The organism is Arthrobacter sp. MMS18-M83 (assembly GCF_026683955.1).
In the GTDB taxonomy this organism is placed as follows: Bacteria; Actinomycetota; Actinomycetes; order Actinomycetales; family Micrococcaceae; genus Arthrobacter.
In genome coordinates this window covers 3,100,286-3,124,860 of sequence record NZ_CP113343.1, presented here as the reverse complement: position 1 = coordinate 3,124,860, position 24,575 = coordinate 3,100,286, and the positions used below count along the sequence as shown (strand labels likewise).

The following is a 24,575-nucleotide window of genomic DNA, read 5'->3' as shown; positions in this document are numbered from 1 at the left end:
TCAGGCCTCCTTCTGCTGTGCTGTGTCCCTCAAAGCGGGCTGGGTGGACGGTTGTTGTGAGGTGGCATGCGGTGGCCAGAAGTCGCCCGAGACCGTAAACGGCCCTCCGGGTCCAGCCGGGTCGAGTAGTTCCACGCGGATCTCCTCCGCAAGTCGAAACGTCATGTCCCGCCGCCATTCCGGGAGCCCGTGGATATCGTCGTGGTACAGCTCCGGAGGGATCGAATGCTCGACGGCGGCGGCCAGCTGGCCTGCGTCGGGCGCCTCCGCGGCGGCGAACCGCAGTTGCACGGGTCGTTTGGTGGCGGCGGTGACGGTGAGGACCAGTCGCCCATCGGCGTCGAGCCTTCCGATCAGCAGTACCCCCGATCGCCCGAGGTTGCTCAGCGAGAGCCGACGGAAGGCCACCCGAGCTGACAGAGCCGACGCCGGCAGCTGGATACTGCGGAGGAGCTCACCAGGTGCCAGGGAGTTTTTCCCGTCCCCAGTGACGAACTCCGCCACCGGGACAGTGCGGCTGCTGCCGTGCCGGCCAAGGATTGTCGCCGTGGCGTCCATGCCGGCGCACAGCGAAATCATGGGGCCGGCGGGGAGAGAGGTGCACACATTGCCGCCAACGGTGGACATGTTCCACACCTTGAAGGAAGCTACGAAAGAGTCGCAGCATGGGCGGAAAACGTCAAGACCGGGCCAGTTGCGGCCGGCCACGGCGTCCGAAACCGGGAGTGCGTAGAGCTCCGCAACGGTGCAGGTGGCGGCAAGCTCTATGCCGGCGTCGCTCACGGTCACGGACCGCCAGCCTGCTTGGCCCAGGTCGAGCAAGCGCTTGAGCGGTTCTTCGCTGCCGACCGGACTGCCGTAGGAGAACAGGACAGTGCCGCCGGCAAGCCAGGCGTCGCCGTCGCGCCACTGGCCTGGATCCGTGGTGGCAACCACGGACTCGATGGTGTTCATGTCCATGGGGTCACCTTGCTGTGTTCGAGAGTGCCGTGATCGGGGGTACGGGCTTCGGGGGCGCTGTGATGGATCGGTCCTGTGCCGTCTTTGAGCGAACCCCAGCCGGACGTGGCTTGGGGCGCGCGGGACGCGAGGATCTCGGCCGTAATGGACACTGCAACTTCAGCCGGGGTGACCGCGCCAAGGTCCAGCCCAATGGGCGAATGAAGCCGTTCGAGCGCCTCAGCCTGGGTGCCTTTGGCCAACAGTCCGTCGATCCGCTGCCGGTGGCTGCGCCTGGAACCCATGGCGCCCACGTAGGCAAGATCCAAAGCAAGGGCGGTTTCCAGCAGGGGAATATCGAACTTGGGATCGTGGGTCAGCACGCACACCACCGTGCGGGAATCGATCCGGCCGGCGGCTGACTCGGCGGCAAGGTAGCGATGCGGCCAATCCGTGACGAGGTGGTCTGCAGCGAGGAAACGGCCCTGGCTCGAAAACGCAGGACGGGCATCGCACAAAGTGACGTTGTAGCCCAGGAGTTTCCCGGCAGGGAGCAGCGCGGCGCCGAAATCGTTGGCGCCAAAGATGAGCATGCGGGCCGCGGGCAAGCGGCTTTCCACGAAGAGGGTAATTGGTTCGGGTTCCGGTACGGTCCCGCAGCCTTCGGCCGGCGCCAGCCGGACCAGCCTTGCGCGGCCACCACGCAAGAGGGGCTCGAGCTGGGCTGCGGCCGCGCGGATCACGGCGTCATCCCCGCCAAGGAGGTCCGAGAGTTCCCGCGAACCCGCGGCGGAAAAGACCACCGGATCAGGAACGACGACGGCGCCCCCTGCACCATCGAGCCTTCGGATGAGTGCCATGGAGGACCGCCAGCCGCTCGCGGTGTTCAACCCTCCGCCAGCGGCGTTCAAGACAGCCAAGTCCAACCCGTCTGCCCCGGTCGGCTGGATGTGGACTTCGAGTTCGCCGCCACAGGTGAGCCCGACGGCGAACGCGTCCTCGGCGCTGTAGCCGAACGATTCAAGGCGACTGCCGCCGTCGTGCATTGCCTCAAGCGCGGCCTCCACCACGGCACCTTCCACGCACCCTCCGGAGAGGCTGCCGAGGACATCGCCGTGTTCGGAAACCAGCATGGACGTGCCAAGGGGCCGGGGCACGGAGCCTCCGGCGGCCACGATGGTGGCGACTGCGCATCGCTCGCCAGAGACCGCGGGCCGCCAGGTGCCCAGCGAAGGCATCAAATCCAGCATGGCAACACTTCCTTTACCGAGGTCCCGGACCGGAGACCCGTCCGGGGCAGTGTGCGATCTTGCCTCATATTCTCATTCCTTGCGTCTGTACAGGAGAGCTTCGGGTAAACAGGCGACCCTTTGCGTGAAGAGGACCGGGGTGGGCCTCTCATTTCCCACCCCGGTCCTTAGCGGAGCGGCCGCACCTCACCGCCGCCCGCCGTCGTCGTCCGCGCTATGCGGGTGGAGGACGATCGGCGGACGCCTATTCATTGCGGTGACTTGCGGCCGGACCGCCGTCTCAATGGCCGGCTACGCTCCCATCAGCGCGCTGATCGGCCCGCGGGCAAAGTAGATCAGGAAGCCCACGGTCACCACCCACATGAGCGGATGGACCTTCTTGCCCTTCCCCGATGCCGCATGGATCACGGCCCAGGAGATGAACCCGACGCCGATGCCGTTGGCGATGGAGTATGTCAGCGGCATGGTGACGATGGTCAGGAAGGCGGGCAGGGCCACGGAGAACTTGGAGAACTTGATCTCGCGAATCTGCGCCATCATCATGGCTCCCACCACCACCAGCGCCGAGGCTGCGACCTCCAGCGGAACCACGCTGGTGAGCGGGGTCAGGAACATCGAGCCCAGGAACAGCAGTCCAGTGACCACCGACGCCAGGCCGGTGCGGGCGCCTTCGCCAATGCCGGCAGCGGAGTCGATGTACACGGTGTTGGACGAACCGGACGTCGCGCCGCCGGCTACCGCGCCCAGGCCTTCGACGATGAAGGCCGACTTGAGCTTGGGGAAAGTCCCGTCCTTGTACGCCACGCCTGCACTCTTGGCGAGGCCGGTCATGGTGCCCATGGCGTCGAAGAAGTTGGTGAACACCAGGGTGAACACCAGCATCGTGGCCGCCAGGCCACCGATCCTCGAGAACGAACCGAAGAGGTCGAAGTGGCCCACCAGGCTGAAGTCCGGGGCGGAAACCAGTTGGCCGGACAGTACCGGGGTGTTGAGGTGCCAGCCACCGGGATTGGCGGCACTGCCAGGCCCGATGTGCATGACGGCCTCGACGACGGCGGCGAGGACCGTGGTGGCGACGATTCCGATCAGGAGGCCGCCCTGGATCTTGCGGGCCACGAGGATCCCCATGACCAGCAGACCGACAATGAATACAAGCGTGGGGATGGAGGTGATGGAACCATCCGTGCCGAGCTGTACCGGCGGTCCACCTTTTGTGGCGCGGACGAAGCCGGAGTCGACGAAGCCGATGAAGGCGATGAACAGGCCGATGCCAACGGTGATGGCGGCCTTGAGTTCCTTGGGGACAGCCTTGAAGATCGCGGTCCGCGCACCCGTGGCGCCGAACAGGACAATCAGGATGCCGTTGATGACCACCAGGCCCATGGCTTCCGGCCAAGTGACTTCATGGATGACGGCGACTGCCAGGAACGAGTTGATTCCCAAGCCCGCAGCGAGCCCGAACGGCAGGTTCGCGATGAGGCCGAAGAGGACCGTCATGACGCCGGCGGTCAGGCCGGTGACGGCCCCCACCTGCGCTGCCGACAACCAGCCGCCGGCCACGTCCGTGGGTGCGTTCTGGGCAGAGAAACCGCCCAGGATCAGGGGGTTGAGGATGACGATGTAGGCCATCGTGAAGAACGTGACAATGCCGCCGCGGAATTCGCGGGCCAGCGTGGAGCCACGCTTGGTGATCTGGAAGAAACCATCCAGGAAGGAGTTCGACGCCGGTGGCCTGGGGCTGCTGCCCCGCACCAGTCCGGTTGCCGTGTGCTTTTCGCTTGCCGCTGTCTGCCCTGCGCCCAAGGGCGCAGCCTGCTTTTCAGTTGCTGTTCGCACATCTGCGGGGTCCAGGATTGTCATTTCAGCCACCGGGCCCTAGTAGTCAATCCTGGAGTCAAGCGTGTTCCAGGTGTTGAACGGTTCCAGGATGGCCGGCGCCTGGGGGTCGCCCAGTTCCAGCTTGGTGACCGGCATGAGCTTGTCCCGGTCTTCGTTCTCGAAGTACTCGTAGAAGACGGCGTCGTCGAAGCCAACGGAGGCGGCGTCGTGCCGGTCTGCTGCGAAAACCACGTTGCCGATGCGCGCCCAGAGAGCCGAGGCCAGGCACATGGGGCATGGCTCGCAGCTCGTGTAGAGGGTGGCTCCGCTGAGATCGAAGGTACCGAGCTCGCGGCAGGCATTGCGGATGGCTGTGACCTCGGCGTGGGCCGTGGGGTCGTTGGTTGCGGTGACCCGGTTGACGCCTTCGAAGGCGCGGCCATCCGCGGTGACAATGACGGCGCCGAACGGCCCGCCGCTGTTGAGGACATTGGCTGTTGCCAGCTCAATGGAGGTGGCCAAGAAATGTTCGGCCGTGACGGTGGTACTCATGTGCGACTTCCTTAGTGCTGAGGAAGCCTGTAACCAGGGAGGCATCTGAACATGACAGACCAGTGCTGCGATTACCAGGCTTCAGCATGTGCTTTTGAAGGTTTCGCCTGGTAGATAGCTTCCCGGAGTCCGGGTGCCCGCCTTTGGCAAATTGAGATTAGCACCGGAGATGTGAGCCGCGCCATAGTTTCTGGAAAAAAAGTTTCGACATGTGAAATTCGGCCGTTTGGCCGGGCGCTGGGCCGGGTTGGGGCGTCGGTCACATTGACTCGCTTCAGCGTGGAGTCCTACGCTGGGTGCCACCGGCAGGGCACGCCCGCCGGGACCTGGATCAGCAGACAGGACCCACTGAGCTGGAACGCAACCACGCCGACCAGACAAGGATTCCAGTGTCTCCGAAACCCGATTTCCAGCCGGCAGGCCCAACACCATCCAGACTCTGGATCAAGAAGCCTCTCGCAGTGTTCACCGCCAACGGGCTCGACGCCGGCGGCGGCATCGTGGTCAGCGACGGGAAAATCGCCGAGCTCGTTCCGGCAGGAAAGCAACCTTCCGCACCCTGCGATCGAGTCTTCGACGCCCGCAGCCACGTCCTGTTGCCCGGGCTCATCAACACGCACCACCACTTCTACCAAACGCTCACGCGCGCCTGGGGTCCGGCGGCCAACGCTCCCCTGTTCCCGTGGCTGCAGAACCTCTACCCCGTGTGGGCGCGCCTCACCCCGGACAGCCTCGAGCTTGCCGTGAAAGTTGCGCTCGCAGAACTCCTGCTGTCCGGCTGCACCACGGCAGCCGACCACCACTACCTCTTTCCCGCGGGACTTGAGGACGCGATCGACGTCGAGGCCGGCGTCGTACGCGAACTCGGCATGCGCGCCACGCTCACCCGCGGGTCGATGACGCTGGGCGAGGACGACGGCGGCCTGCCGCCGCGGTCCACCGTGCAGCGCCCGGAGGTGATCCTTTCGGACAGCGAACGGCTGATCGGGAAGTATCACGAACGGGGAGACGGCGCGGTCATCCAGATTGCATTGGCTCCCTGTTCGCCGTTCTCGGTGACGCGGGAGCTCATGGCCGAAAGCGCCGCCATGGCCGAACGGCTGGACGTCAGGCTACACACCCACCTCGCCGAAACCATCGACGAGGAAGATTTCTGCCGCGAGATGTTCGGGCTGCGCACCGTGGATTATCTGGACAGCGTCGGCTGGCTCGGAAAGCGCACTTGGCTTGGCCACGGCATCCATTTCGACGACGACGAGATCGCCCGGTTGGGTGCCGCGGGCACCGCCGTCGCGCACTGCCCGACGTCGAACATGCGGCTCGCGTCCGGCACCGCGCGGGTGCTGGAACTCGAGGCCGCCGGGGTTCCCGTTGGGCTGGGAGTGGACGGCTCGGCGTCGAACGACGCCTCCAACATGATCCTCGAAGCGCGGCAAGCGTTGTATCTCCAGCGGCTGCGCTACGGTGCGGATATCCCCGTGGAGCGCGCCCTCGGCTGGGCGACGCGCGGATCGGCGGCAGCGCTGGGCCGCACCGACATCGGCCAGATTGCTCCCGGGATGCAGGCAGACCTTGCCTTGTTCAAGCCAGACGGGCTGCGCTTCTCCGGCAGCCATGATCCCATCGCGGCATTGTTGCTCTGCGCAGCGGATCGCGCCGACCGCGTCATGGTGGCCGGCCAGTGGCGCGTTGTGGACGGACAGATCCCGGAGCTGGACATCCCGGAACTTATTGCCAAACATTCAGCCGCCGCACAGAAAATCATCAGGGGTTAGGAGTAGCCTCTCGATTAGGTCGTAGATCAGGAGGCACATCATGACCGTCCCCCAGCACAACACGCCGACTCCTCCAGGTTGGTACCCAGACCCCTCGGGCTCCGGGCAGCTACGGTGGTGGGACGGTAATGCTTGGACTGGAACCGCGTGGAACCCACCGGGCCAGGCCGGAACTGCACAGGCTGCGCCGGGCCAGGCGGCGCCGGCGGGAGCCCCGTGGCCGGCAGCGGCACAGCCCGGGCAATACATCGGTCCGCCACGGCCCGCTCCGCGCCCGGAAATCAGCGCGCAGACCCCGGTCTACAACCCGTTCATTTGGTTGGTCACGCTCCTGCCGGTGATCTCGTTGATCGTCCTGCTCGTCTGGAATCCGGTCTTCCACCTGCGGTACGTGGGCGCCAGGCGCGTACCAACCCTCGATCCGACCTCGATGTTCAGCGTTCCATATTTTCTGCTCATCGCTTCGGGTTGGCTCATCTACGGGGTCAGCGTTCTCCTGTCCTACCTCGACTGGCAAAAGCTGCAGAAGGACGGCGTGGTGCGCCCCTTCCACTGGGCATGGGCATTCTTGGGCGCCGGGGTCTACGTGGTTGGTCGGTCCGTGATCGTCCATAAGGTTGCACCGCAGCGCGGACTTGCTCCGATCTGGGCATTGATTGGCGTCACTGCACTGAGCTTCATTGTGGTGGGCATCAAAGCGGGCGTGATCTTTTCGAGCATAGCCAGCACCCTACCGATGTAGGCTCCCCGAACACGCACCGTTTCTAGATACACAAAGTGGCGGGCGGCACCTCCCCAGGTGCCACCCGCCTTTTGGCTCTGTTGCGCAGAGTCCTTCATCCCCAGGGGCAGGAGCCCTAGGAACGCTGCCGGCCGAATACCGGAAGGGCGCGCAGCCAACGGGAAAATGTCCCGGGCATGCGGTCACAGTCGGCCGGAATGTAGAAGTCAGGATCCGTAGCGCCGAACGGCAGGTACAGCTCCTGGCCGGGCGCCGGGAATTCCACGACGTTCTTCTTATCCTGCGAGTCCATCTGTCCTCCTATTTCATGCGCTCAAGTTCTCCGTGAGGATGCGCTCTGGACCCTTCGTCAGGTCTCGCCAGCTTCCGCATCTTGGAAAACATTTTTTGTTATATGGAAATGGTAGAGGGGATCCTCGAACCGCGTCAAGGGGTGCCCTCTGGACCATGCCCCCACCGCCAGCCGCCGTCGGTCACAATCGAAAAGTAGATAACGATTCTCCGGAAGTGATGTACACCACTGGCAAACGTGGGCTACGCTTTCTTCAATTCGTGGCGCAGGTCACGTAACCTGGGAGCAGCAGGCAGGGTCGTAATGAGCTGGCATCAACGGATGCCGGCTCTTTTTTGTTGGGTCGGCTCCACCAGAAACGCGTTTGAACACGCGCTTAATTTCATTGGTGGACCTTAGTGGTTCCACCTCGTAGAAGTTGGGATATGACCATGAGCAACAACATCGTCCTCGGCGACAACCAGTACGGCAAGGCAGAAGTCCGCGTCGTCAAAGTCACCCGCGACACCGACCGCCACCAGATCGAAGACCTGAATGTCACCTCACAACTGCGTGGCGACTTCCAGGCTGCGCACCTCCAGGGCGACAACGCACACGTCGTCGCCACGGACACCCAGAAGAACACCATCTACGCCTTCGCCCGTGACGGCATCGGCTCCCCCGAGGCCTTCCTCCTCCGCCTCAGCGCGCACTTCACTTCCGGATTCGAGTGGGTCACGGGCGGCCGCTGGGAAGCCGAGGCCTACACCTGGGACCGCATCCAGGCCCACGGCTCCGCACACGACCACAGCTTTGTCCGCAAGGGGCAGGAAGTCCGCACCGCCGTCGTGGTCCGCGAAGGCAACACAACGCACGTCATTTCCGGCCTCAAGGACCTGACCGTCCTCAAGACCACCCAGTCCGGCTTCGTCGGCTACCCCCGCGACCGGTACACCACGCTGCCCGAGACCACGGACCGCATCCTCGCCACCGACGTCTCGGCCCGCTGGCGCTACAGCACCGGACTCGACGTTGCCGGGACCGACTTCAACAAGAGCTACGAGGACATCAAGGCCCTGCTCCTTGAGGGCTTCACGGAGAACTACTCCCATGCCCTGCAGCAGACCTTGTTCGACATGGGCAAGAAGGTCCTCGAGGCCCACAGCGAAGTCGACGAGATCAAGTTCTCCATGCCCAACAAGCATCACTTCCTGGTGGACCTCAGCCCGTTCGGCCTCGACAACCCCAATGAGGTCTTCTTCGCCGCGGACCGCCCGTACGGCCTGATCGAAGCCACGGTCCAGCGCGACGACACCAGGCCGGCCCCGGCTGCCTGGAACGGCATCGCCGGCTTCTGCTAAGCCGCCAGATCCCCGCCCAACTGGCTCGCAGTAAGTGTCGTTTTGGAGCGTCAAAACGACATCAAATGCGAGTCAGTTGGGCACTAACCCGTACCCAAAAACTCCCACATCGTTAGCCAGACAAAGTTAGCCAGACAAAGACGTCTGCCATGAACCAAGAAAGTCTGCCATGAACACCAAGAAGAAAACCCGCCCCGCAGAGTCCGGGCCAACCCGGCCCGAGGATCAGCGCCTCTCGATCGGGAGCACGTTCGCGTACGGCTTCCAGCACGTTTTGACCATGTACGGCGGCATCATCGCCCCTCCGCTCATCATCGGAGCCGCCGCGGGCATGTCCTCGCAGGACATCGGCCTCCTGATCGCGGCCTGCCTGTTTGTCGGCGGCCTCGCCACGATTCTGCAGACCATCGGCATCCCGTTCTTCGGATCTCAACTGCCCCTGGTCCAGGGAGTGTCCTTCGCCGGTGTTTCCACCATGGTGGCGATCGTCCACGGTGGCGGCGGAATCCAGGCGGTGTTTGGTTCGGTCATCGTGGCGTCCTTGATCGGCCTGGTGATCACTCCCCTCTTCTCCAAGATCATCAAATTCTTCCCGCCTGTAGTCACGGGTACCGTCATCACCACCATCGGGTTGACCCTAATGCCCGTCGCAGCCAACTGGGCCATGGGCGGCAACAGCGCCGCACCCAACTACGGCAGCATGGCGAACATTGGACTCGCCGCGGCCACGATGGGCATCGTCCTGCTCCTCAGCAAGATCGGCAACGCGGCAATCTCCCGGCTGTCTATCCTCCTCGCCATGGCTATCGGAACCGTCATCGCCCTCGCCACGGGAATGGCTGATTTCTCCAAGGTCGGCCAGGGTCCGATCGTTGCCTTCCCCACTCCGTTCGCCTTCGGTGCCCCCACCTTCGAAATCGCCTCCATTGTTTCGATGCTGATCGTCATCCTGGTCACCCTGACTGAGACCTCGGCGGACATCATCGCCGTCGGCGAAATCGTCGGCACCAAGGTCGATTCCAAGCGCATCGGCAACGGCCTGCGAGCGGACATGCTCTCAAGTGCCATCTCGCCGCTCTTCAACTCCTTCACCCAGAGCGCTTTCGCCCAGAACGTCGGTCTCGTGGCCATCACGGGCATCAAGAGCCGCTTCGTGGTCAGCGCGGGCGGACTCATCCTGGTGGTCCTCGGCGTGCTGCCGATCCTCGGGCGAGTGGTCGCAGCGGTTCCGACGCCCGTCCTGGGCGGCGCCGGCGTCGTACTCTTTGGAACTGTGGCCGCCAGCGGCATCCGGACGCTCTCCAAAGTCGAGTACCGCAACAACATGAACCTGATTGTCGTGGCGGCTTCCATCGGCTTCGGCATGATCCCGATCGCCGCCCCGAAGTTCTACGACCAGTTCCCCTCCTGGTTCTCCACCATCTTCCATTCGGGCATCAGCTCGGCCGCCATCATGGCCATCCTCTTGAACATGCTCTTCAACCACCTCAAGGCCGGCAACTCGGACAACCAGTCGGTGTTCGTGGCAGGCACGGGACGTGTGGTCACAGAAGCGGACATTGCGTGCCTCGCGAACGGCGACCGGTTCGAGAACGGCAAATTGATCGACGCCGAAGGCAAGGAAGTGCCGCTCACGTCGTCCACCGCAGCCGAGCATTAGCGGCTTTCTTCGCCTTACTGTGCCGAACTGGCAGGCGTCGCACCTCTTTTCTCAGGCAAAGGGGCAACGCCCGCCAGTTCGCGCAAGCCCCGCCGGACGCTCGCTCACTTTTGACCCCTTTTTGGCGAACGCTCCTGCAGATAGATCGCCCCCGGCCGAACGCTCGTGCACAAGATGTGCTCGAGCGTTCGCCATTTTGGCCTTAAAGGTGAGCGAGCGTCCGCGGGAAACCCGACATAGGTGAGCGAGCGTCGGGGAGTTTCGCGTCATAGGTGAGCGAGCGTCGGGACGGGTTAGTTCTGGTTCAGCTCGGCCGAGATCGCGAGGGCGGCTTCGCGCAGGAGCGGCACGGCGCGGTCCGCAAAGTGCTGGTCCACGCGGGACACCGGCCCGGAAACGGAAATGGCAGTGGGCGTCGGAGCGTTCGGGACGGCCATCGCGAAGCAACGCACGCCAATCTCCTGCTCTTCCTCATCGATGGAGTAGCCACGTTCGCGGATCCGGTTCAAATCGGCGAGGAGTGAATCGATGTCCCCGATGCTCTTGGCCGTGGGCGTGGGCATGCCAGTGCGGGCCACGATCCCGCGGACCACCTCGTCGTCCAACTGGGCCAGGATGGCCTTGCCCACGCCGGTGTCGTGCGTGTGGGCGCGGCGGCCCACCTCGGTGAACATGCGCATGGAGTGCAGGGACGGAACCTGGGCAACGTAGATGACCATGTCGGAATCCAGCACGGCCATGTTGGACGTCTCGCCTAGCCGGTCAACGAGCGACTTCAGCTGGGGACGCGCCAGGGCTCCGAGCTGCTTGTTGGCTCCCTCGCCAAGCCGGATGAGCCGGGGACCCAGCGCGTAGCGACGATTTGGCAGTTGCCGGATGTAGCCGAGGGACACCAAGGTGCGCAGCAGGCGGTGGATGGTGGGGAGCGGCAGGTCTGTCGACGACGACAGCTCGCTCAACGTAACGTCTCCGCCGGCATCAGTGATGAGTTCCAGCAGTTCGAAGACGCGCTCGACGGACTGCACGCCTCCCGAGGGCTTTTCAGCCATTCCGTTGTCTCCTATGGCTCGGAATCCGACAACTCTTATCCGCATCGTGAAAAGAATTGCTTAGAACACTCAAGATACAGCACGCGACGCCGGAATGCTTGCGTACCAACCGGGGCTTGTGTTTCCACTTTGTAGATAATAATATCCATAATACGAAAACATTCGGTTTGAGCGGAGGCCCTCTATGGGCCTGCACGAGGAGGAAATTCAATGGCGAACCCGAGCCCCGGAAATTCGATCACCCTGCGCGTCGCCGCGCCGTCAAGCTTCACTGCCACGAGCGAGCTGGCCGCGGCCGTCGCCGCGGCGGGTGCAGCCGTTACCGCGCTGGATGTGACCGAGTCGCACCACGACACCCTGGTTGTTGACGTCACCTGCAACACCACCGACGAAGAACACGCCAACCGTGTCAAGGACGCCCTCAACGCGCTCGACGGCGTCAAGGTCCAGCACGTCTCGGACCGCACCTTCCTCATGCACCTGGGCGGCAAACTCGAGGTCGTCCCGAAGGTAGCCCTGCGCAACCGCGACGATCTCTCCCGCGCCTACACCCCCGGCGTCGCACGCGTCTGCCTCGCCATCGCGGAGGACCCCGCCGCAGCCCGCAACCTGACCGTCAAGCGGAACACGATCGCCGTCGTCACGGATGGTTCCGCGGTCCTGGGCCTCGGCAACATCGGCCCCGCCGCCGCGCTGCCGGTCATGGAAGGCAAGGCCGCACTGTTCAAGCAATTCGCCAACGTCGATGCCTGGCCGGTCTGCCTGGACACCCAGGACACCGAGGAAATCATCAAGATCGTCAAGGCGATCGCACCCGTCTACGGCGGCGTCAACCTTGAAGACATCGCCGCCCCGCGCTGCTTCGAAATCGAGAAGCGGCTCCGCGACGAGCTGGACATCCCCGTCTTCCACGATGACCAGCACGGAACGGCGATTGTCACCCTCGCGGCCCTCGTCAACGCATTGCGCGTTGTGGACAAGAAGCTCTCCGAGGTCAAGATCGTGGTCTCCGGCGTCGGTGCTGCGGGATCTGCCATCATCCAGCTCCTCAAGGCCCAGGGCGCGCAGCACATCGTGGCGGCCGGGCGTTCCGGTGCCATCCACTCGGGCGAAAAGTACGACGACGAGCACCGTTCATGGATTGCCTCGAACACCAACGAGGCCGGTTTCTCCGGTACGCTGCACGAAGCCCTCAAGGGTGCCGACGTGTTCATCGGCGTCAGCGCTCCGCACGTGATCGGCGAAGAGCAGGTGGCTTCGATGGCCGAGAATGCGATCGTGTTCGCCATGGCCAACCCCACGCCGGAAATCGACCCGGTTATTGCGTCCAAGCACGCCGCGGTAGTCGCCACCGGCCGGAGCGACTTCCCCAACCAGATCAACAACGTACTGGCCTTCCCGGGCTTCTTCCGCGGACTGCTCGACGCCGGAGCATCGGACATCATCCCGGAAATGCTGGTGGCCGCCGCAGAGGCTATCGCCAACCGGGTTGCAGATGATGAACTGAATGCGAGCTACATTATCCCCAGCGTCTTCGACCCGCACGTTGCCGCCGACGTCGCCGCAGCCGTAGCAAACGCAGCATCCGCAGCCCGCTAGGGCGCTCCCTAGGAAAGGACCACCCAATGGCTCTCACAGTCACAGACCCCCGGCCGATCGAACGCGCCGAGGAGATCCTGACTCCCAAGGCGTTGGCCTTCGTGGAGGAATTGCACCGCCGCTTCGCTGGCACCCGCACCGAGCTCCTGGCGGCGCGCGTCGCCAAGCGTGAAGAAGTGGCCCGCACCGGCCGTCTCGACTTCCTCCCGGAAACGCAGGACATCCGCGACGGCGACTGGAAGGTCGCCGAAGCACCCGCGGCCCTGCGGGACCGCCGGGTCGAGATGACCGGTCCGGCCTCCCCGGCCAAGATGGCCATCAACGCCCTGAATTCGGGAGCGAAAGTGTGGCTCGCCGACCTCGAGGACGCCAGCACGCCCACCTGGGCAAATGTCATCGACGCCATTCTGAACCTCCGCGACGCCGCCCAGGGCACCCTGAGCTACACCTCTCCAGAAGGCAAGGAATACCGGCTCCGCACGGACGCGCCGCTCGCCGTCGTCGTCGCCCGCCCGCGCGGCTGGCACATGGACGAACGGCACTTGCTGATCGACGGCGAACCCACCGTGGGCGCGTTGGTGGACATTGGCCTGCACTTCTTCCACGTGGCCAAGCAACTCCTGCTCAATGGCCAGGGCCCGTACTACTACCTGCCCAAGATGGAAAGCCACCTTGAGGCCCGCCTGTGGAACGACATCTTCGTTTTCGCCCAGGACTACCTCGGCATCCCGCAGGGCAGCGTCCGCGCCACCATGCTGATCGAAACCATCCCGGCCGCGTTCGAAATGGACGAGTTCCTCTACGAACTTCGTGATCACGCTTCCGGCCTGAACGCAGGCCGTTGGGATTACCTCTTCAGCATCGTGAAGTACTTCCGCGACGCCGGTGAGTCCTTCATCCTGCCGGACCGCGCGTCCGTGGTCATGACGGCTCCGTTCATGCGTGCCTACACGGAACTGCTGGTCAAGACCTGCCACAAGCGTGGCGCCTTCGCGATGGGCGGCATGGCAGCCGTCATCCCGAACCGCCGCGAACCCGAAGTCACGGCACAGGCCTTCGAGAAGGTTCGTGCGGACAAGACCCGCGAGGCCAACGACGGTTTCGATGGTTCCTGGGTGGCCCACCCGGACCTCGTCTCCACCTGCCGCGAAGTGTTCGACTCGGTGCTGGGAGCTCGGCCCAACCAATTGGACAAGCAGCGCCCGGAGGTCTCAGTGACTGCCGAGCAGCTGTTGGACATCTCCTCCGCTGGCGGCCAAGTGACCGAGGCGGGCCTTCGCCTGAACCTTTACGTCGCCGTCGCGTACACCGCCGTGTGGCTCTCCGGCAGCGGTGCCGTCGCGATCCACAACCTCATGGAAGACGCCGCCACCGCGGAAATCTCCCGCTCCCAGGTGTGGCAGCAGATCCGCAACAAGTCCGTCCTGGCTGACACCGGCAACACGGTCACCCGCGAACTGGTCACCCGGATCCTCGGCGAAGAGACCGACCGCCTGCGCAGTGAGGTTGACGCCGAGACCTTCGAGAAGTTCTACGAGCCGGCCAGCCGCCTGATCGCGGACATCTGTCTCTCCGAGGACTACACGGACTTCCTCACCACTCCCGCCTACGAGCTGGTGTAGGAATGGCCGCTTCCTCCTTCTCGGCGGCCGATCTCGCCGCCATCGACACCCAGCTGGCCGCCACCGACCAACTGCTGGAGCGGAACTACCCCGGTGACGACGGCACCCGCCAGCCGGTGCACACGGTGTACGTCCCTGCGGACCGTTTCACGCCGTCGCTCTCTGCCGAATGGGGCGCCCAGGCGATCACGACGGCGGAGGCCCACGGCGGTCTCGAAAGGCTCGGTACGCTGCTGGGCCAGGAGCCCGAGCTGGCTGCCGCCGTCGCCACCCGTGTGGCTGCCAAGTTGCGGAGCGAACCGATCGAGGACTTGCGCCTCGACTTCGAGGATGGGTACGGCGACCGCGGCGACGAAGCTGAAGACGTGGCAGCGGTAGCGGCAGCCCAGGCTGTCAGCGAAGCCGTTACCGCCGGCTCTGCCCCGCCTTTCATCGGCATTCGGTTCAAATGCTTCGAGGCCCCCACCAGGGCACGCGGCCTGAAGACCCTGGACCTGTTCGTCTCCACTTTGGCTTCCGCCGGAGAACTGCCCGACGGCCTCATCCTCACGCTCCCCAAGGTCACCACGGTGGCCCAGGTGCAGGCGATGGACTTCGCCGTCTCCCGCTTGGAAGAGATCCACTCGCTTCCGGCAGGCCGGCTCCGCTTCGAAGTCCAGGTGGAAACACCTCAGCTGATTCTGGGTCCGGACGGGACCTCCCCCGTGGCCAAGCTTGCGCACGCAGTTCCTGGCCGCATCAGCGCCCTGCACTACGGCACCTATGACTACTCGGCTTCTCTGCAGATCTCCGCGGAGTACCAGTCCATGGAGCACCCGGTGGCGGACTTCGCGAAGGAAGTCACGCAGTTGGCCGTTGCGGGCACTGGAATCCGGCTCTCCGACGGTTCCACCAACATCATCCCGGTGGGCGACAACGTGGAGAACGCGTGGAAGCTGCATGGCCGACTGGTACGGCGCTCGCTTGAACGCGGCTACTACCAGGGTTGGGATCTGCACGCCGCCCAACTGCCCAGCCGTTTCGCGGCAACGTACGCCTTCTACCGCGAAGGCATGCCCGCGGCCGCGGCACGCCTCCGCAACTACGTGGAACGAACCGAAGGCGGCGTCATGGACGAACCCGCCACCGCCCGGGCCCTCGCCGCCTTCGTCCTGCGGGGCGTCCAATGCGGAGCGGTAGGTTCCGAAGAAGTGCTGGCGCTTGCCGGCGTCGAACTCCCCCGGCTGACCGCACTGGCGCACCCCCGGCTGGCGCACACCACCTCCAAGTAAGGATCCAATGATGGGCAAGTACTACTACCCCCAAGGCGGCCTGCCGCCGCAGACCCACCTCACCACGGAACGCGCAATCGTCACGGAGGCCTACACGGTCATCCCCAAGGGCGTGCTGACCGATATTGTGACCAGCAACCTGCCTGGCTTCTCCAACACGCGTTCCTGGATCATTGCCCGCCCGATCTCCGGGTTCGCCACCACTTTCTCCCAGCTGATCGTCGAGATCGGCCCGGGCGGCGGCGCTCCCAAGGCCGAGTTTGAGTCGGGTGTTGAAGGCGTCATCTTCGTTACCAAGGGCAAGGTCAACCTGACCCTTGACGGCGAACTGCACCAGCTTGAGGAGGGCGGCTACGCCTACCTTGCTGCCGGTTCCAACTGGGGCCTGGAGAACGTCTCGGACGACATCGTCTCCTTCCACTGGATCCGCAAGGCCTACGAGCGCCTTGAGGGTTATGAAGCCAAGTCGTTCGTCACGAGTGATGCAGAAGTTGAAGCAGGCGAAATGCCGGACGTCAACGGCGTCTGGGCCACCACGCGTTTCGCGGACCCCAATGACCTGGCCCACGACATGCACGTGAACATCGTGACCTTCCAGCCCGGTGGCGTGATCCCCTTCCCGGAGACCCACGTCATGGAGCATGGCCTGTACGTCCTGGAGGGCAAGGGCATGTACCTGCTCAACAATGACTGGGTCGAAGTGGAGGCAGGCGACTTCATGTGGCTGCGCGCCTTCTGCCCGCAGGCCTGCTACGCCGGCGGACCGGGCCCGTTCCGGTACCTGCTGTACAAGGACGTCAACCGTCAGATCAAGCTGACCTAGGCTCCCCCGGCCACCCAAACTGACTCGCAGTAAATGTCGTTATGAGCGCTCATAACGACAACTACTGCGAGTCAGTTGGGTTCGGGCCACCCACGTTTTCGGCGTTGACCCCCTCCGCTCCGAAGAGGACGATCGAAACTACGGGGGCAAGGGCGCCCCGCCGTTGCCCTGCAGCGGAGCTTCAGGAGGCAGTCATGAAGGCTGCGCGGGCTTCCATGGTTCCCCGGGCTCGAGCCACCTCCCCGATTGCAGGATTCCTGGCGGCCTCAGTCGTGGCATTGACCCTGGCTACAGGAGCCTGCACGTACCCTCCCACGTCCGATTCCGCACCCGTCGCGGCGCCTACGGGAGCGGCGGCGATAGATGTGCCCGGGCTGGAGTTCTTCGCACAGGCCATGATCGGACAAGGGGCCACCGCTGTAGTTGTCGAGGTCAACGTCCGGGGCAACAAGTGGGCCAAGGGCTACGGGGTACGGAACGTGGACGCGCAGCATCCCGCCGAAGTCACGGACCGGATTCCGGCCGGGGGAATCACCAAGTCCATGGTCTCGGTTTCCCTCCTCAAACTGGTGGAGGAAGGAACAGTCAGCCTCGATGACCCCGTTTCGAAGCACCTTCCGGAATTCAACACCCTCGTCCACGCAAGCGACGCCGTCACGGTCCGGTCCCTGCTGAACCACACCTCAGGGTTGGCCGACCCGACGGGGCCCATGCTGAGGTCCCAGTCGTTGAAGCAGGCCATCAACACTCGCTTCAGCCCGGAGGACATCCTGCGGCTGGCAGGTACAGCGCCTTGGGCGGAACGGCTCGCTCCGCAATTCACCTATTCGGAAGCGAACTACGCTGCCCTGGCCTTGATCATCCAGAGGTACCGCCACCACTCGATCAGCGATGTCCTTGCCGATAACATCTTCGAACCCCTGGGGCTGAGCCGCACTACCCTTGGCGGGCCGGACCGTTCGGAACCTGACCTGATCCACAGCTATTCCCTGCTGGACGGCGAGCGCCTGGACGTGACGGAACCGGAGCTTCAGCTTGGGTCGGCCGGTGCCGGAGTCATCTCGAGCGTGGGGGACGTGAATTCGTTCTATGCGGCCCTCATGCGGGGTCGCTTACTAGGACCCGCCGCCCTGACGGAGATGGAGACGATCAACGGGGCGAACTATGGCCTTGGGCTGCAGCGTTGGAATGACGAATGCACCAACGGCTTCTACTACGGCCACGGCGGATCCACGTTGGGCTTCGGCGGCATCAGTGTCAGCAGCGCGGACGGCAACCGCCAGCTTAGCCTGGGGATCGCCTACCCACCTGACACCGGGGCGGAGAACGACGCAATGGTCGCCGCCCTCACGCAACCGGTGTCCGGGCGGCTCCGGGATCTCGCCATCACTACCCTGAACGGGCTCTGCTGAACCCGCTGACCAAGCAATGCCCCTCCTGCTAGGGTCTGACCATGGATGAAAAATTGGGGAAATTCATCGAAGACTTCGGAACACTGACACGTTTGGCCCAGTCTGGTTTGGACCGTACCGAGGGCGACGAGCAGCTTCTGCAGGCGTTGACCGGGCACCTTGCCGTGCCGGCCCATGAACTCTCCGTGGTGACGGAGGAGATCCCGCCGCATCGCTTGGTGGATGTGGACATCGTCATGGAGGGGCTGGCCGGCCGCGATCCGGACTACCGGCTGGTGGGCATCGGAGGCGGCGACCAGCGCCACCGCATGTCCTTCAGCGACATGCTGCAGCAATCCCGCAGCTACCCGCGCTTCCCGCTCGCCCAACCGGACTACTCCAACTTGGCCACCGGCCCGGATCAACAGCGCCAGGCCGTCGCGCTTGGTCTCTGGCTCTTCAGCTACGCCGGTTCGCCCGTTGCGGTGCTCCAGCGCGGGGCCAAGATGGACCGCGGCCGGCAATTTGCCTCACTCGAAGTCCTGGCCACCCACCCTCCCGTCGCTTCCGAGCTGCTGGCCGAAGTGCGGGGGAAATGGAGCATCAAAGCGTTTTCAAGGGCCAGATCATCGCCCTCGCCGTCAGCGATTATGGGCCGAGCATCAGTGGCGTGACCTTTATCAGGCGCCCGGAACTCACCAGCGGTGATGTGGTCCTTCCTGACGGCCTCCTCGACAAGGTGGAGGGCCATACCCTTGGCATTGCCCGGCAAGCGGACATCTTGGCGGCACACGGACAGCATCTCAAGCGCGGCCTCCTTCTCTACGGGCCACCGGGCACGGGCAAAACACACACCGTCCGGTACCTGCTGAGCCAAAGCGAGGGTACGACGGCGGTGCTCCTCTCGGGCGGGTCACTCGCCAGGATTTCGGAGGCAGCCAAGATCGCGCGGGCGTTGGCCCCGTCGATCGTTGTGTTGGAGGACTGCGATCTGATCGCCGAGGGGACATGGACCCAAGCCGCTGCTCTTCGAGGTGCTCGACGCCATGGACGGGCTGGACAACGACGCCGACGTCGCGTTCGTGCTGACTACCAACCGGGTGGACCTGTTGGAGCGGGCCCTCGCCCAGCGGCCCGGACGCGTGGACCTTGCCGTGGAAATACCGCTTCCTTCCAAGCACGAACGGGTGGAACTGCTGAGGCTGTATTCGAACGGACTCCCGTTCTCACCCTCGTCGATCGAAACCGCAGCAGCCCGCACTGCCGGCACCACGGCGTCGTTCGCCAAGGAACTAATCCGACGCGCGGTGGTCGCGGCAGCGCTGGCGGACGAGACTCCCGGCGACGCGCACCTGGGCTTCGCGGTGGAACAGCTCATGGCCGACGGCGAGGCCCTGACGCGGAGCCTGCTCGGCAGCAACGGAGGCCCTAGCGGCCCCGGCCCGGGCCCGGGCGGCTTTCCTGGCCCGGCCGGTCCCGAGCAGGCCGGAGCGCTCAGGCCGAGGATTTCTCCTCTTCAGTTTCCTGGTCCATCGGCGTCCACGTGAGTTTCACGGTGGCTCCGCCGTTGATCTCGTCGATCCTCATGCGCAGTTCCTCGCCATAGAGGAACTCATGTTCAAAATGCCGTCCATCAATGCGAGCCGCATCCAGGAGCTTTGTCATCGCCGTTGCCATCGCCCGGCCCCAGTCATGCGGATTCTTGCTGGACGCTTGTTCAAGGGCTGAATAGCTGACCATGAATCAATTGTTCTCCCGTGCACGGAGTTCTGCCAGACCCGGCCATCTCCAGATAGCTGGGCCTGACGGCGGCGGGCTTCCGGCTGCCGCGGGCTAGTCTTCCGTGGGCGTGGTCCGGTTCGAGTGGTAGTCCCGCCAACTGTGTTCCGGGGAGAAACCCAGGAGGCGCCCGGCCTTGTCGATCGACAGCATGGTTTCGTGTTCTCCCAGGTCCTTGGTCACCGTGACCTGCGGGAAGACCTCGGCTGCGAGGCTGGCGCTTGAACGGCCCATGACAGAGTCCGCCGCCGCAATGATGAACGCCTCGAAACCCGGCTTGCCGTGCTCGAGTGCCCGGGCCACAGCCTGCCCGCCGTCCCGGCCATCGATGTAACCCCACAGGTTCCACTTACGAAGCTTGGCGTCGGCGTCGAACGACGGGAAAGCTTCGTAGTCCTCGGGGTCCATGACGTTGGAGAACCGTAAGCCCACAATGCTCAGCTCGGGATCCCACCGTGTGAGTTCGATGGCCATCTGTTCTTCGAGGTGCTTCACCAGCGAATAGGTGCTTTCCGGCCGTGCCGGATATTCCTCGTCCACGGGGATGTAGGGAGGATCGACGTCGAACGGCAGCCCCAGCACTGTCTCGCTGGAGGCGTAGACGATCTTCTTGATCCCTGCCCTCCTGGCTGCTTGAAACACGTTGTACGTGGAGAGCATATTGTTTTCGAACGTTGCAGCGTCCGGAAACAGTCCTGGTGCCGGGATCGCTCCTAGGTGGACGATCGCGTCGAATCCTTCGTGGCGGTCATCCAGGCCAAGGATCACGTCCACAACCTGCCCGTAGTTGCGAAGGTCCACCGTGACAGTTCCGCGCTCCCTCCCGCCGGCCCGGTCCAGGTTCATGACGTCGTGACCGTCGGCAATCAGCCTGCGGACCACGCTCTTGCCCAGTTTTCCGCTTCCTCCGGTTACTGCAATTTTCATGAAGCACTCCTCTGGTTGGAACGTGTTGGGCAAGCTAGTTCGGAGCCGGGTCAGCTGGCCGGGTCCGGCTGCAGGCGAAGTCCGGCTTCGGCCATGTCGGCGGCCAGTACCCTGCCGAGCTTGGCATGCCCTGCGGCGTTCAGGTGCACGCCATCCACGAGGTCGCCGGCGACCTGATATTTGGTGATCCAGTCGCCGACGCTGAAGAACGGAGCTCCGGCCTTGGCCGCGATGTCGCCCAGCAGCGCGTCAACCTCGGTGCGGCGACCCCCGCCGACGCTGGAACCCCTGGCAAGGGTTCCAATCATCGCAATCTTCGCCTGTGGGTATCTCTTTTTGAGGGCTGCGAGGAGCCTGTTGGCGTTGGCCGTGATCTGCCCATCGCTGGCGTCGTGGCCGGCGTCGTTGCCTCCACCTTCGAGCACGATCAGCGGCGGCGTCCCATAAGGCAGCACCCAGTCTCCGCGTTGCAGCGCATCGATGTAGTTCCCACTGGTTTTCGTGGCGGCCACGTATCCGGTACCGCCCCGGGCCACGGAATACACCTTGTAGCCAAGGGAGTCCAAGGCCACCCGTGGCCATGAGCCCATCGGCTCAGACTGGGAGTCACCAATGAGGACAGCGGTGTGCCGGATATCCGCGAGGATGATTTCGTTCCGGTCATTGCTTGGATTCTTGTACAGGGTCCCCACGGGAAGCTTTGACGGATCCTGTGGAGAATCGGGTTTCTTGGGACCTTCGGCCGCTGCCGCCGGACTTCCGGAGGGCGCGATGGGCGCCGCGGCCTGCTTCCCGCTGGCCGACGGGGTCGACTCGGCCGGCGCCTGCGCACAGCCGGCCAAGACCACGCCAGCGGCCATTACGGATGCAGCGAAGCGGATTATGCGAGATTTGTGCATCGTCCTTGTCCCGAGCTTGCTTCTGTTGGTTTTGAACTCTGGCGGCATAAACGTGGAACAACTGTCCCTTGATAGCCATTTGTAGGGAACGGAATCAATCCGACGGCCTGCCTACGTCGGAGTCTATTGGATCGGGACGGGGAAGGTCACGGCGAAGTGGGACCTATCCTCGTAGGACAGCTGGTGTGGAAGAATTTCATTTCGCCCCCAATCCTTCTGGTGCGTTGAAAGGAACCCCGTGCACGAGCCGGGAACCGAGCCCTTCCCAGACGTCCCAGCGCGGCCATCGTGGGCTGGAAGACTGCGCTCCGCACGGCTCACCTTGGGTTTTGTCATCGTTTTCTGGGGATTGGGCGCGTTGACGTCGAGCCTTGCCACCGGACCGAATGCGCAATTGCGGCTCAACGTCGCAGCGACGCCGCACTCTGTTCCAGATCACTGGTGGGCCGTCTTGGCTTCCGCCTTTTGGGCGAGGGACCTGACGGAGTACGTGCTTGGAACCGTCCTGGTGCTCCTGCTCGGAGTGCCTTTGGAGCGGCGAATGGGATGGCGGGCATACGCAACCGCTGCGGTCTCCAGCCAGATTCTGGGAGTTGGAGTTTCCCTTGGATTCCTCGGCCTTGTCCAAGGCTTGCTGGGAAGCTGGACGGCGGAGATGGGCAGCCACCTCTTCATGGGTCCGAGTGCTTTCATCACCGGCACGGCCATGGCAGCGACTGCGTCCATGGCAACCCTTTGGAGGCGCCGCATCCGGCTGGCCGGCTTCGCCTTATTGCTGCTCCTGGCCCTGTACAGCGGAGGGTTCGCGGATCTTGTGAGGCTCGCCGCCGCAGGGGTGGGCACGGTTCTTGGCCCCCTGTTGCTGGGACGGCGGCCGCGATTCGGGCGACCGGTCAGCACCCGGCACGAGGGCCGTGTGCTGCTTTCGCTGCTCATTGCCGCATCGGCGATCGGACCGGTGGTCGCCGGCCTCGTCCCGCATGCCGTGGGACCGTTGTCTATCCTGCGCTTTCTGTTCACAAACATCCAGCCGATAGACTCCCAAGCGCTCCAAGCCCTCTGCGCGGATCCGGCGCAGGCGAAGGACTGTGCCGTCGCCCAGCTGCAGTTGCGCGCAGGGGCCGGAGGGATCTTCATGGCCATCCTCCCGTCGTTCCTCCTCCTGTTGCTCGCGGACGGCCTTCGTCGCGGACGACGATTTGCATGGGTGGGGACCCTGCTGATCCAGGTGGCCCTGTCCGTCCTGGCTGGAATTGCCATCGCCGGGGTCCTACAGCCAACTACCTCGGACACCGGGGCAAGCGAGGGGATCGCCGCGATCGAAGGGTCAAGCTCCTCGCAGCCGCTCACCCTGGCCCTGCCGCTGCTCCTGCCTCTTGCGCTGACCATCGTCCTGCTCGCCGCCCGGCGGCTGTTCCACGTTACGGCGCCGGCTGGAACCTATAAGCGCCTTGCTGTCCAGGTTCTTGCCATGGCGGCTGTGCTCAGTGTGGTCTACGTCGGTGCAGGGCTCCTCCTCGCCCAGGATTTCTCCCCTGTTCCGGGATTGCCGGATCTATTGGCGGATATCCCCGACCGCTTCCTTCCGCTGGGCTTCGTGCTGGACGTCCCTCCGGCCTTCTTTCCCCAGGGCACAGCCGCCGTTCTCGTCTACGAGGGCGTCGGAGTGCTTTTTTGGGCCGTTGCAGGTGTTCTGATATTCAAGACTTTCCTTCACCAGACCCACACCCGGCACGACGCCAGTACCGAGCGGGCGCGGAATATCATCAAGACGTGGGAAGGCAGCTCGCTGTCCTGGATGACTACCTGGCCGGGAAACACGTATTGGTTTTCCTCTTCAGGACAGTCCTTTGTGGCGTACCGGGTCAGCACGGGAGTTGCGCTCACGCTTGGTGGCCCCGTGGGACCCAAATCCGAGATGGGCGCCGCCTTCGCGGAATTCGCCCGCCACTGCAGGGGCAATGGGTGGACGCCGTGTTTCTACTCGGTGCCCCAGGAACTGCGCGATCATGCGGACTTGTCCGGTTGGAGCTCCGCCCAGGTAGCCCAGGAAACGGTCCTGCCGTTGCATTCGATTTCCTTCAAGGGAAAGAAGTTCCAGGACATCCGCACAGCCCTGAACAGCGCAGCGAAGGAGGGCGTCCGCTACGAGTGGACGAGCTACGCCTCTGCTCCTTTCTCCGTCCAGGTCCAGATCGAGGAAATCTCCGAGGAATGGGTAGCGGACAGGAACATGCCCGAAATGGGCTTCACCCTGGGCAGCCTGGACGAGCTCGACGACCCGGACGTGCGCTGTTTGCTCGCGATTGACCAGCGCCACACCGTTCACGCTGTCACGTCCTGGTTGCCCGTGTACCGCAACGGACACATCGTGGGCTGGACCTTGGATTTCATGCGGCGCCGTAGCAACGGCTTCCGTGCCAGCATCGAATTCCTCATCGCTTCCGCCGCACTCAGCCTCAAGGATGAAGGATGCGAATTCCTCAGCCTCTCTGGAGCCCCCCTGGCACGGATCGCCGAGGATCCTTCCGAAATTCCACGCCCAAGGCCACGATCCCGGCCTCCCGGCAGCCTTGACCGGTTGCTCGATTGGTTGGGCGCGACGTTGGAACCGGTGTACGGGTTCAGGTCCCTCTTGGCATTCAAGGCAAAGTTCCAGCCTAGGTACGAACCCCTTTACATGCTCTACCCCGACGCCGCTTCATTGCCGGCCGTTGGAACGGCAGTCGCACGGGCTTACCTGCCCACGATCAACCTCGGAGCTGGGCTGGCCTTGGCCGGCCGGATCTTCCGCTGGCCTAAACGCTCCAGAAAGTCAGCTCGACGCCGTCCCTAGGCCGCCGTCGG

21 protein-coding genes and 1 pseudogene are annotated in these 24,575 nt (G+C 64.1%); 13 read left to right on the top strand and 9 right to left on the bottom strand.

The window, feature by feature from the left end; genetic code table 11:
• The 4 genes from OW521_RS14835 to OW521_RS14820 all read right to left on the bottom strand — a co-directional run bounded on the left by OW521_RS14835 (window position 1) and on the right by OW521_RS14820 (window position 4,559).
• The gene (locus tag OW521_RS14835; RefSeq protein WP_268020391.1) at window positions 1-960 is read right to left on the bottom strand and encodes an FAD binding domain-containing protein; all 960 of its coding nucleotides are present in this window, start codon (window positions 958-960) and stop codon (window positions 1-3) included.
• Window positions 951-2,189 (bottom strand): XdhC family protein, encoded by a 1,239-nt coding sequence (locus OW521_RS14830; RefSeq protein ID WP_268020390.1) that lies wholly within the window; start codon window positions 2,187-2,189, stop codon window positions 951-953. The genes OW521_RS14835 and OW521_RS14830 overlap by 10 nt, the downstream gene beginning before the upstream one ends.
• Window positions 2,190-2,480: 291 nt before the next feature.
• Window positions 2,481-4,049, bottom strand: a complete 1,569-nt coding sequence (locus OW521_RS14825; protein ID WP_442781275.1) for an NCS2 family permease — start codon at window positions 4,047-4,049, stop codon at window positions 2,481-2,483.
• A 15-nt stretch (window positions 4,050-4,064) separates the two neighbouring features.
• Window positions 4,065-4,559, bottom strand: coding sequence for a nucleoside deaminase (locus OW521_RS14820; RefSeq protein ID WP_268020388.1), 495 nt, complete (start codon window positions 4,557-4,559; stop codon window positions 4,065-4,067).
• Between the two features lie 389 nt (window positions 4,560-4,948).
• On the opposite strand from OW521_RS14820, the gene OW521_RS14815 reads away from it, so the two are divergent.
• Together OW521_RS14815 and OW521_RS14810 are read left to right on the top strand one after the other, a co-directional pair.
• Window positions 4,949-6,334: an 8-oxoguanine deaminase gene (locus tag OW521_RS14815; RefSeq protein ID WP_268020386.1), complete on the top strand. Its 1,386-nt coding sequence runs from the start codon at window positions 4,949-4,951 to the stop codon at window positions 6,332-6,334.
• Between the two features lie 40 nt (window positions 6,335-6,374).
• Entirely contained in the window at window positions 6,375-7,076 is a 702-nt protein-coding gene (locus OW521_RS14810) for a DUF2510 domain-containing protein (RefSeq protein ID WP_268020385.1), read from the top strand.
• 115 nt (window positions 7,077-7,191) lie between these two features.
• Here OW521_RS14810 and OW521_RS14805 read toward each other — a convergent pair whose 3' ends face one another.
• Window positions 7,192-7,368 carry a hypothetical protein gene (locus OW521_RS14805; RefSeq protein WP_265978884.1) on the bottom strand — a complete coding sequence of 59 codons (177 nt, stop codon included), beginning with the start codon at window positions 7,366-7,368 and terminating at the stop codon, window positions 7,192-7,194.
• Window positions 7,369-7,793: 425 nt separating this feature from the next.
• On the opposite strand from OW521_RS14805, the gene pucL reads away from it, so the two are divergent.
• On the top strand, window positions 7,794-8,708 hold the full coding sequence (gene pucL, locus OW521_RS14800) for a factor-independent urate hydroxylase (protein ID WP_268020384.1): 915 nt from the start codon (window positions 7,794-7,796) through the stop codon (window positions 8,706-8,708).
• Between the two features lie 169 nt (window positions 8,709-8,877).
• Complete coding sequence (locus OW521_RS14795; RefSeq protein ID WP_268020383.1) at window positions 8,878-10,368, top strand: nucleobase:cation symporter-2 family protein; 1,491 nt, start codon at window positions 8,878-8,880, stop codon at window positions 10,366-10,368.
• A gap of 293 nt (window positions 10,369-10,661) precedes the next feature.
• On the opposite strand, the gene OW521_RS14790 is transcribed toward OW521_RS14795, so the two are convergent.
• A complete protein-coding gene (locus OW521_RS14790; protein ID WP_059389461.1) occupies window positions 10,662-11,417 on the bottom strand; it encodes an IclR family transcriptional regulator in 756 nt (251 codons plus the stop codon).
• 210 nt (window positions 11,418-11,627) lie between these two features.
• On the opposite strand from OW521_RS14790, the gene OW521_RS14785 reads away from it, so the two are divergent.
• From OW521_RS14785 to OW521_RS14750, 8 genes and pseudogenes are all read left to right on the top strand, one after another.
• Window positions 11,628-13,016 (top strand): NAD-dependent malic enzyme, encoded by a 1,389-nt coding sequence (locus OW521_RS14785; RefSeq protein ID WP_268020382.1) that lies wholly within the window; start codon window positions 11,628-11,630, stop codon window positions 13,014-13,016.
• Window positions 13,017-13,042: 26 nt separating this feature from the next.
• Window positions 13,043-14,638, top strand: a complete 1,596-nt coding sequence (gene aceB, locus OW521_RS14780) for a malate synthase A (RefSeq protein ID WP_268020381.1) — start codon at window positions 13,043-13,045, stop codon at window positions 14,636-14,638.
• A 2-nt stretch (window positions 14,639-14,640) separates the two neighbouring features.
• Window positions 14,641-15,909, top strand: a complete 1,269-nt coding sequence (locus OW521_RS14775) for a DUF6986 family protein (RefSeq protein WP_268020380.1) — start codon at window positions 14,641-14,643, stop codon at window positions 15,907-15,909.
• 10 nt (window positions 15,910-15,919) lie between these two features.
• Window positions 15,920-16,732 (top strand): bifunctional allantoicase/(S)-ureidoglycine aminohydrolase, encoded by an 813-nt coding sequence (locus OW521_RS14770; RefSeq protein WP_268025896.1) that lies wholly within the window; start codon window positions 15,920-15,922, stop codon window positions 16,730-16,732.
• A gap of 194 nt (window positions 16,733-16,926) precedes the next feature.
• The gene (locus OW521_RS14765; protein ID WP_268020379.1) at window positions 16,927-18,144 is read left to right on the top strand and encodes a serine hydrolase domain-containing protein; all 1,218 of its coding nucleotides are present in this window, start codon (window positions 16,927-16,929) and stop codon (window positions 18,142-18,144) included.
• Window positions 18,145-18,185: 41 nt separating this feature from the next.
• Window positions 18,186-18,797, top strand: a complete 612-nt coding sequence (locus tag OW521_RS14760) for a hypothetical protein (RefSeq protein ID WP_268020378.1) — start codon at window positions 18,186-18,188, stop codon at window positions 18,795-18,797.
• Window positions 18,719-19,069, top strand: a pseudogene (locus tag OW521_RS14755) (AAA family ATPase); the annotation flags it as partial. The gene OW521_RS14760 and the pseudogene OW521_RS14755, both read left to right, overlap by 79 nt.
• Before the next feature lie 100 nt (window positions 19,070-19,169).
• Window positions 19,170-19,670, top strand: coding sequence for a hypothetical protein (locus OW521_RS14750; protein ID WP_268026119.1), 501 nt, complete (start codon window positions 19,170-19,172; stop codon window positions 19,668-19,670).
• Here OW521_RS14750 and OW521_RS14745 read toward each other — a convergent pair.
• The 3 genes from OW521_RS14745 to OW521_RS14735 form a co-directional block, all read right to left on the bottom strand.
• Window positions 19,618-19,863, bottom strand: coding sequence for a hypothetical protein (locus OW521_RS14745; RefSeq protein ID WP_268020377.1), 246 nt, complete (start codon window positions 19,861-19,863; stop codon window positions 19,618-19,620). The two genes, OW521_RS14750 and OW521_RS14745, sit on opposite strands and share 53 nt — an antisense overlap.
• A gap of 93 nt (window positions 19,864-19,956) precedes the next feature.
• Window positions 19,957-20,829, bottom strand: coding sequence for an NAD-dependent epimerase/dehydratase family protein (locus OW521_RS14740; protein ID WP_268020376.1), 873 nt, complete (start codon window positions 20,827-20,829; stop codon window positions 19,957-19,959).
• Window positions 20,830-20,879: 50 nt separating this feature from the next.
• Window positions 20,880-21,689, bottom strand: a complete 810-nt coding sequence (locus OW521_RS14735) for an SGNH/GDSL hydrolase family protein (RefSeq protein WP_268020375.1) — start codon at window positions 21,687-21,689, stop codon at window positions 20,880-20,882.
• A 277-nt stretch (window positions 21,690-21,966) separates the two neighbouring features.
• Here OW521_RS14735 and OW521_RS14730 point away from each other — a divergent pair, with 277 nt between their 5' ends.
• Window positions 21,967-24,564, top strand: coding sequence for a bifunctional lysylphosphatidylglycerol flippase/synthetase MprF (locus OW521_RS14730; RefSeq protein ID WP_268020374.1), 2,598 nt, complete (start codon window positions 21,967-21,969; stop codon window positions 24,562-24,564).
• Window positions 24,565-24,575 lie beyond the last annotated feature (11 nt).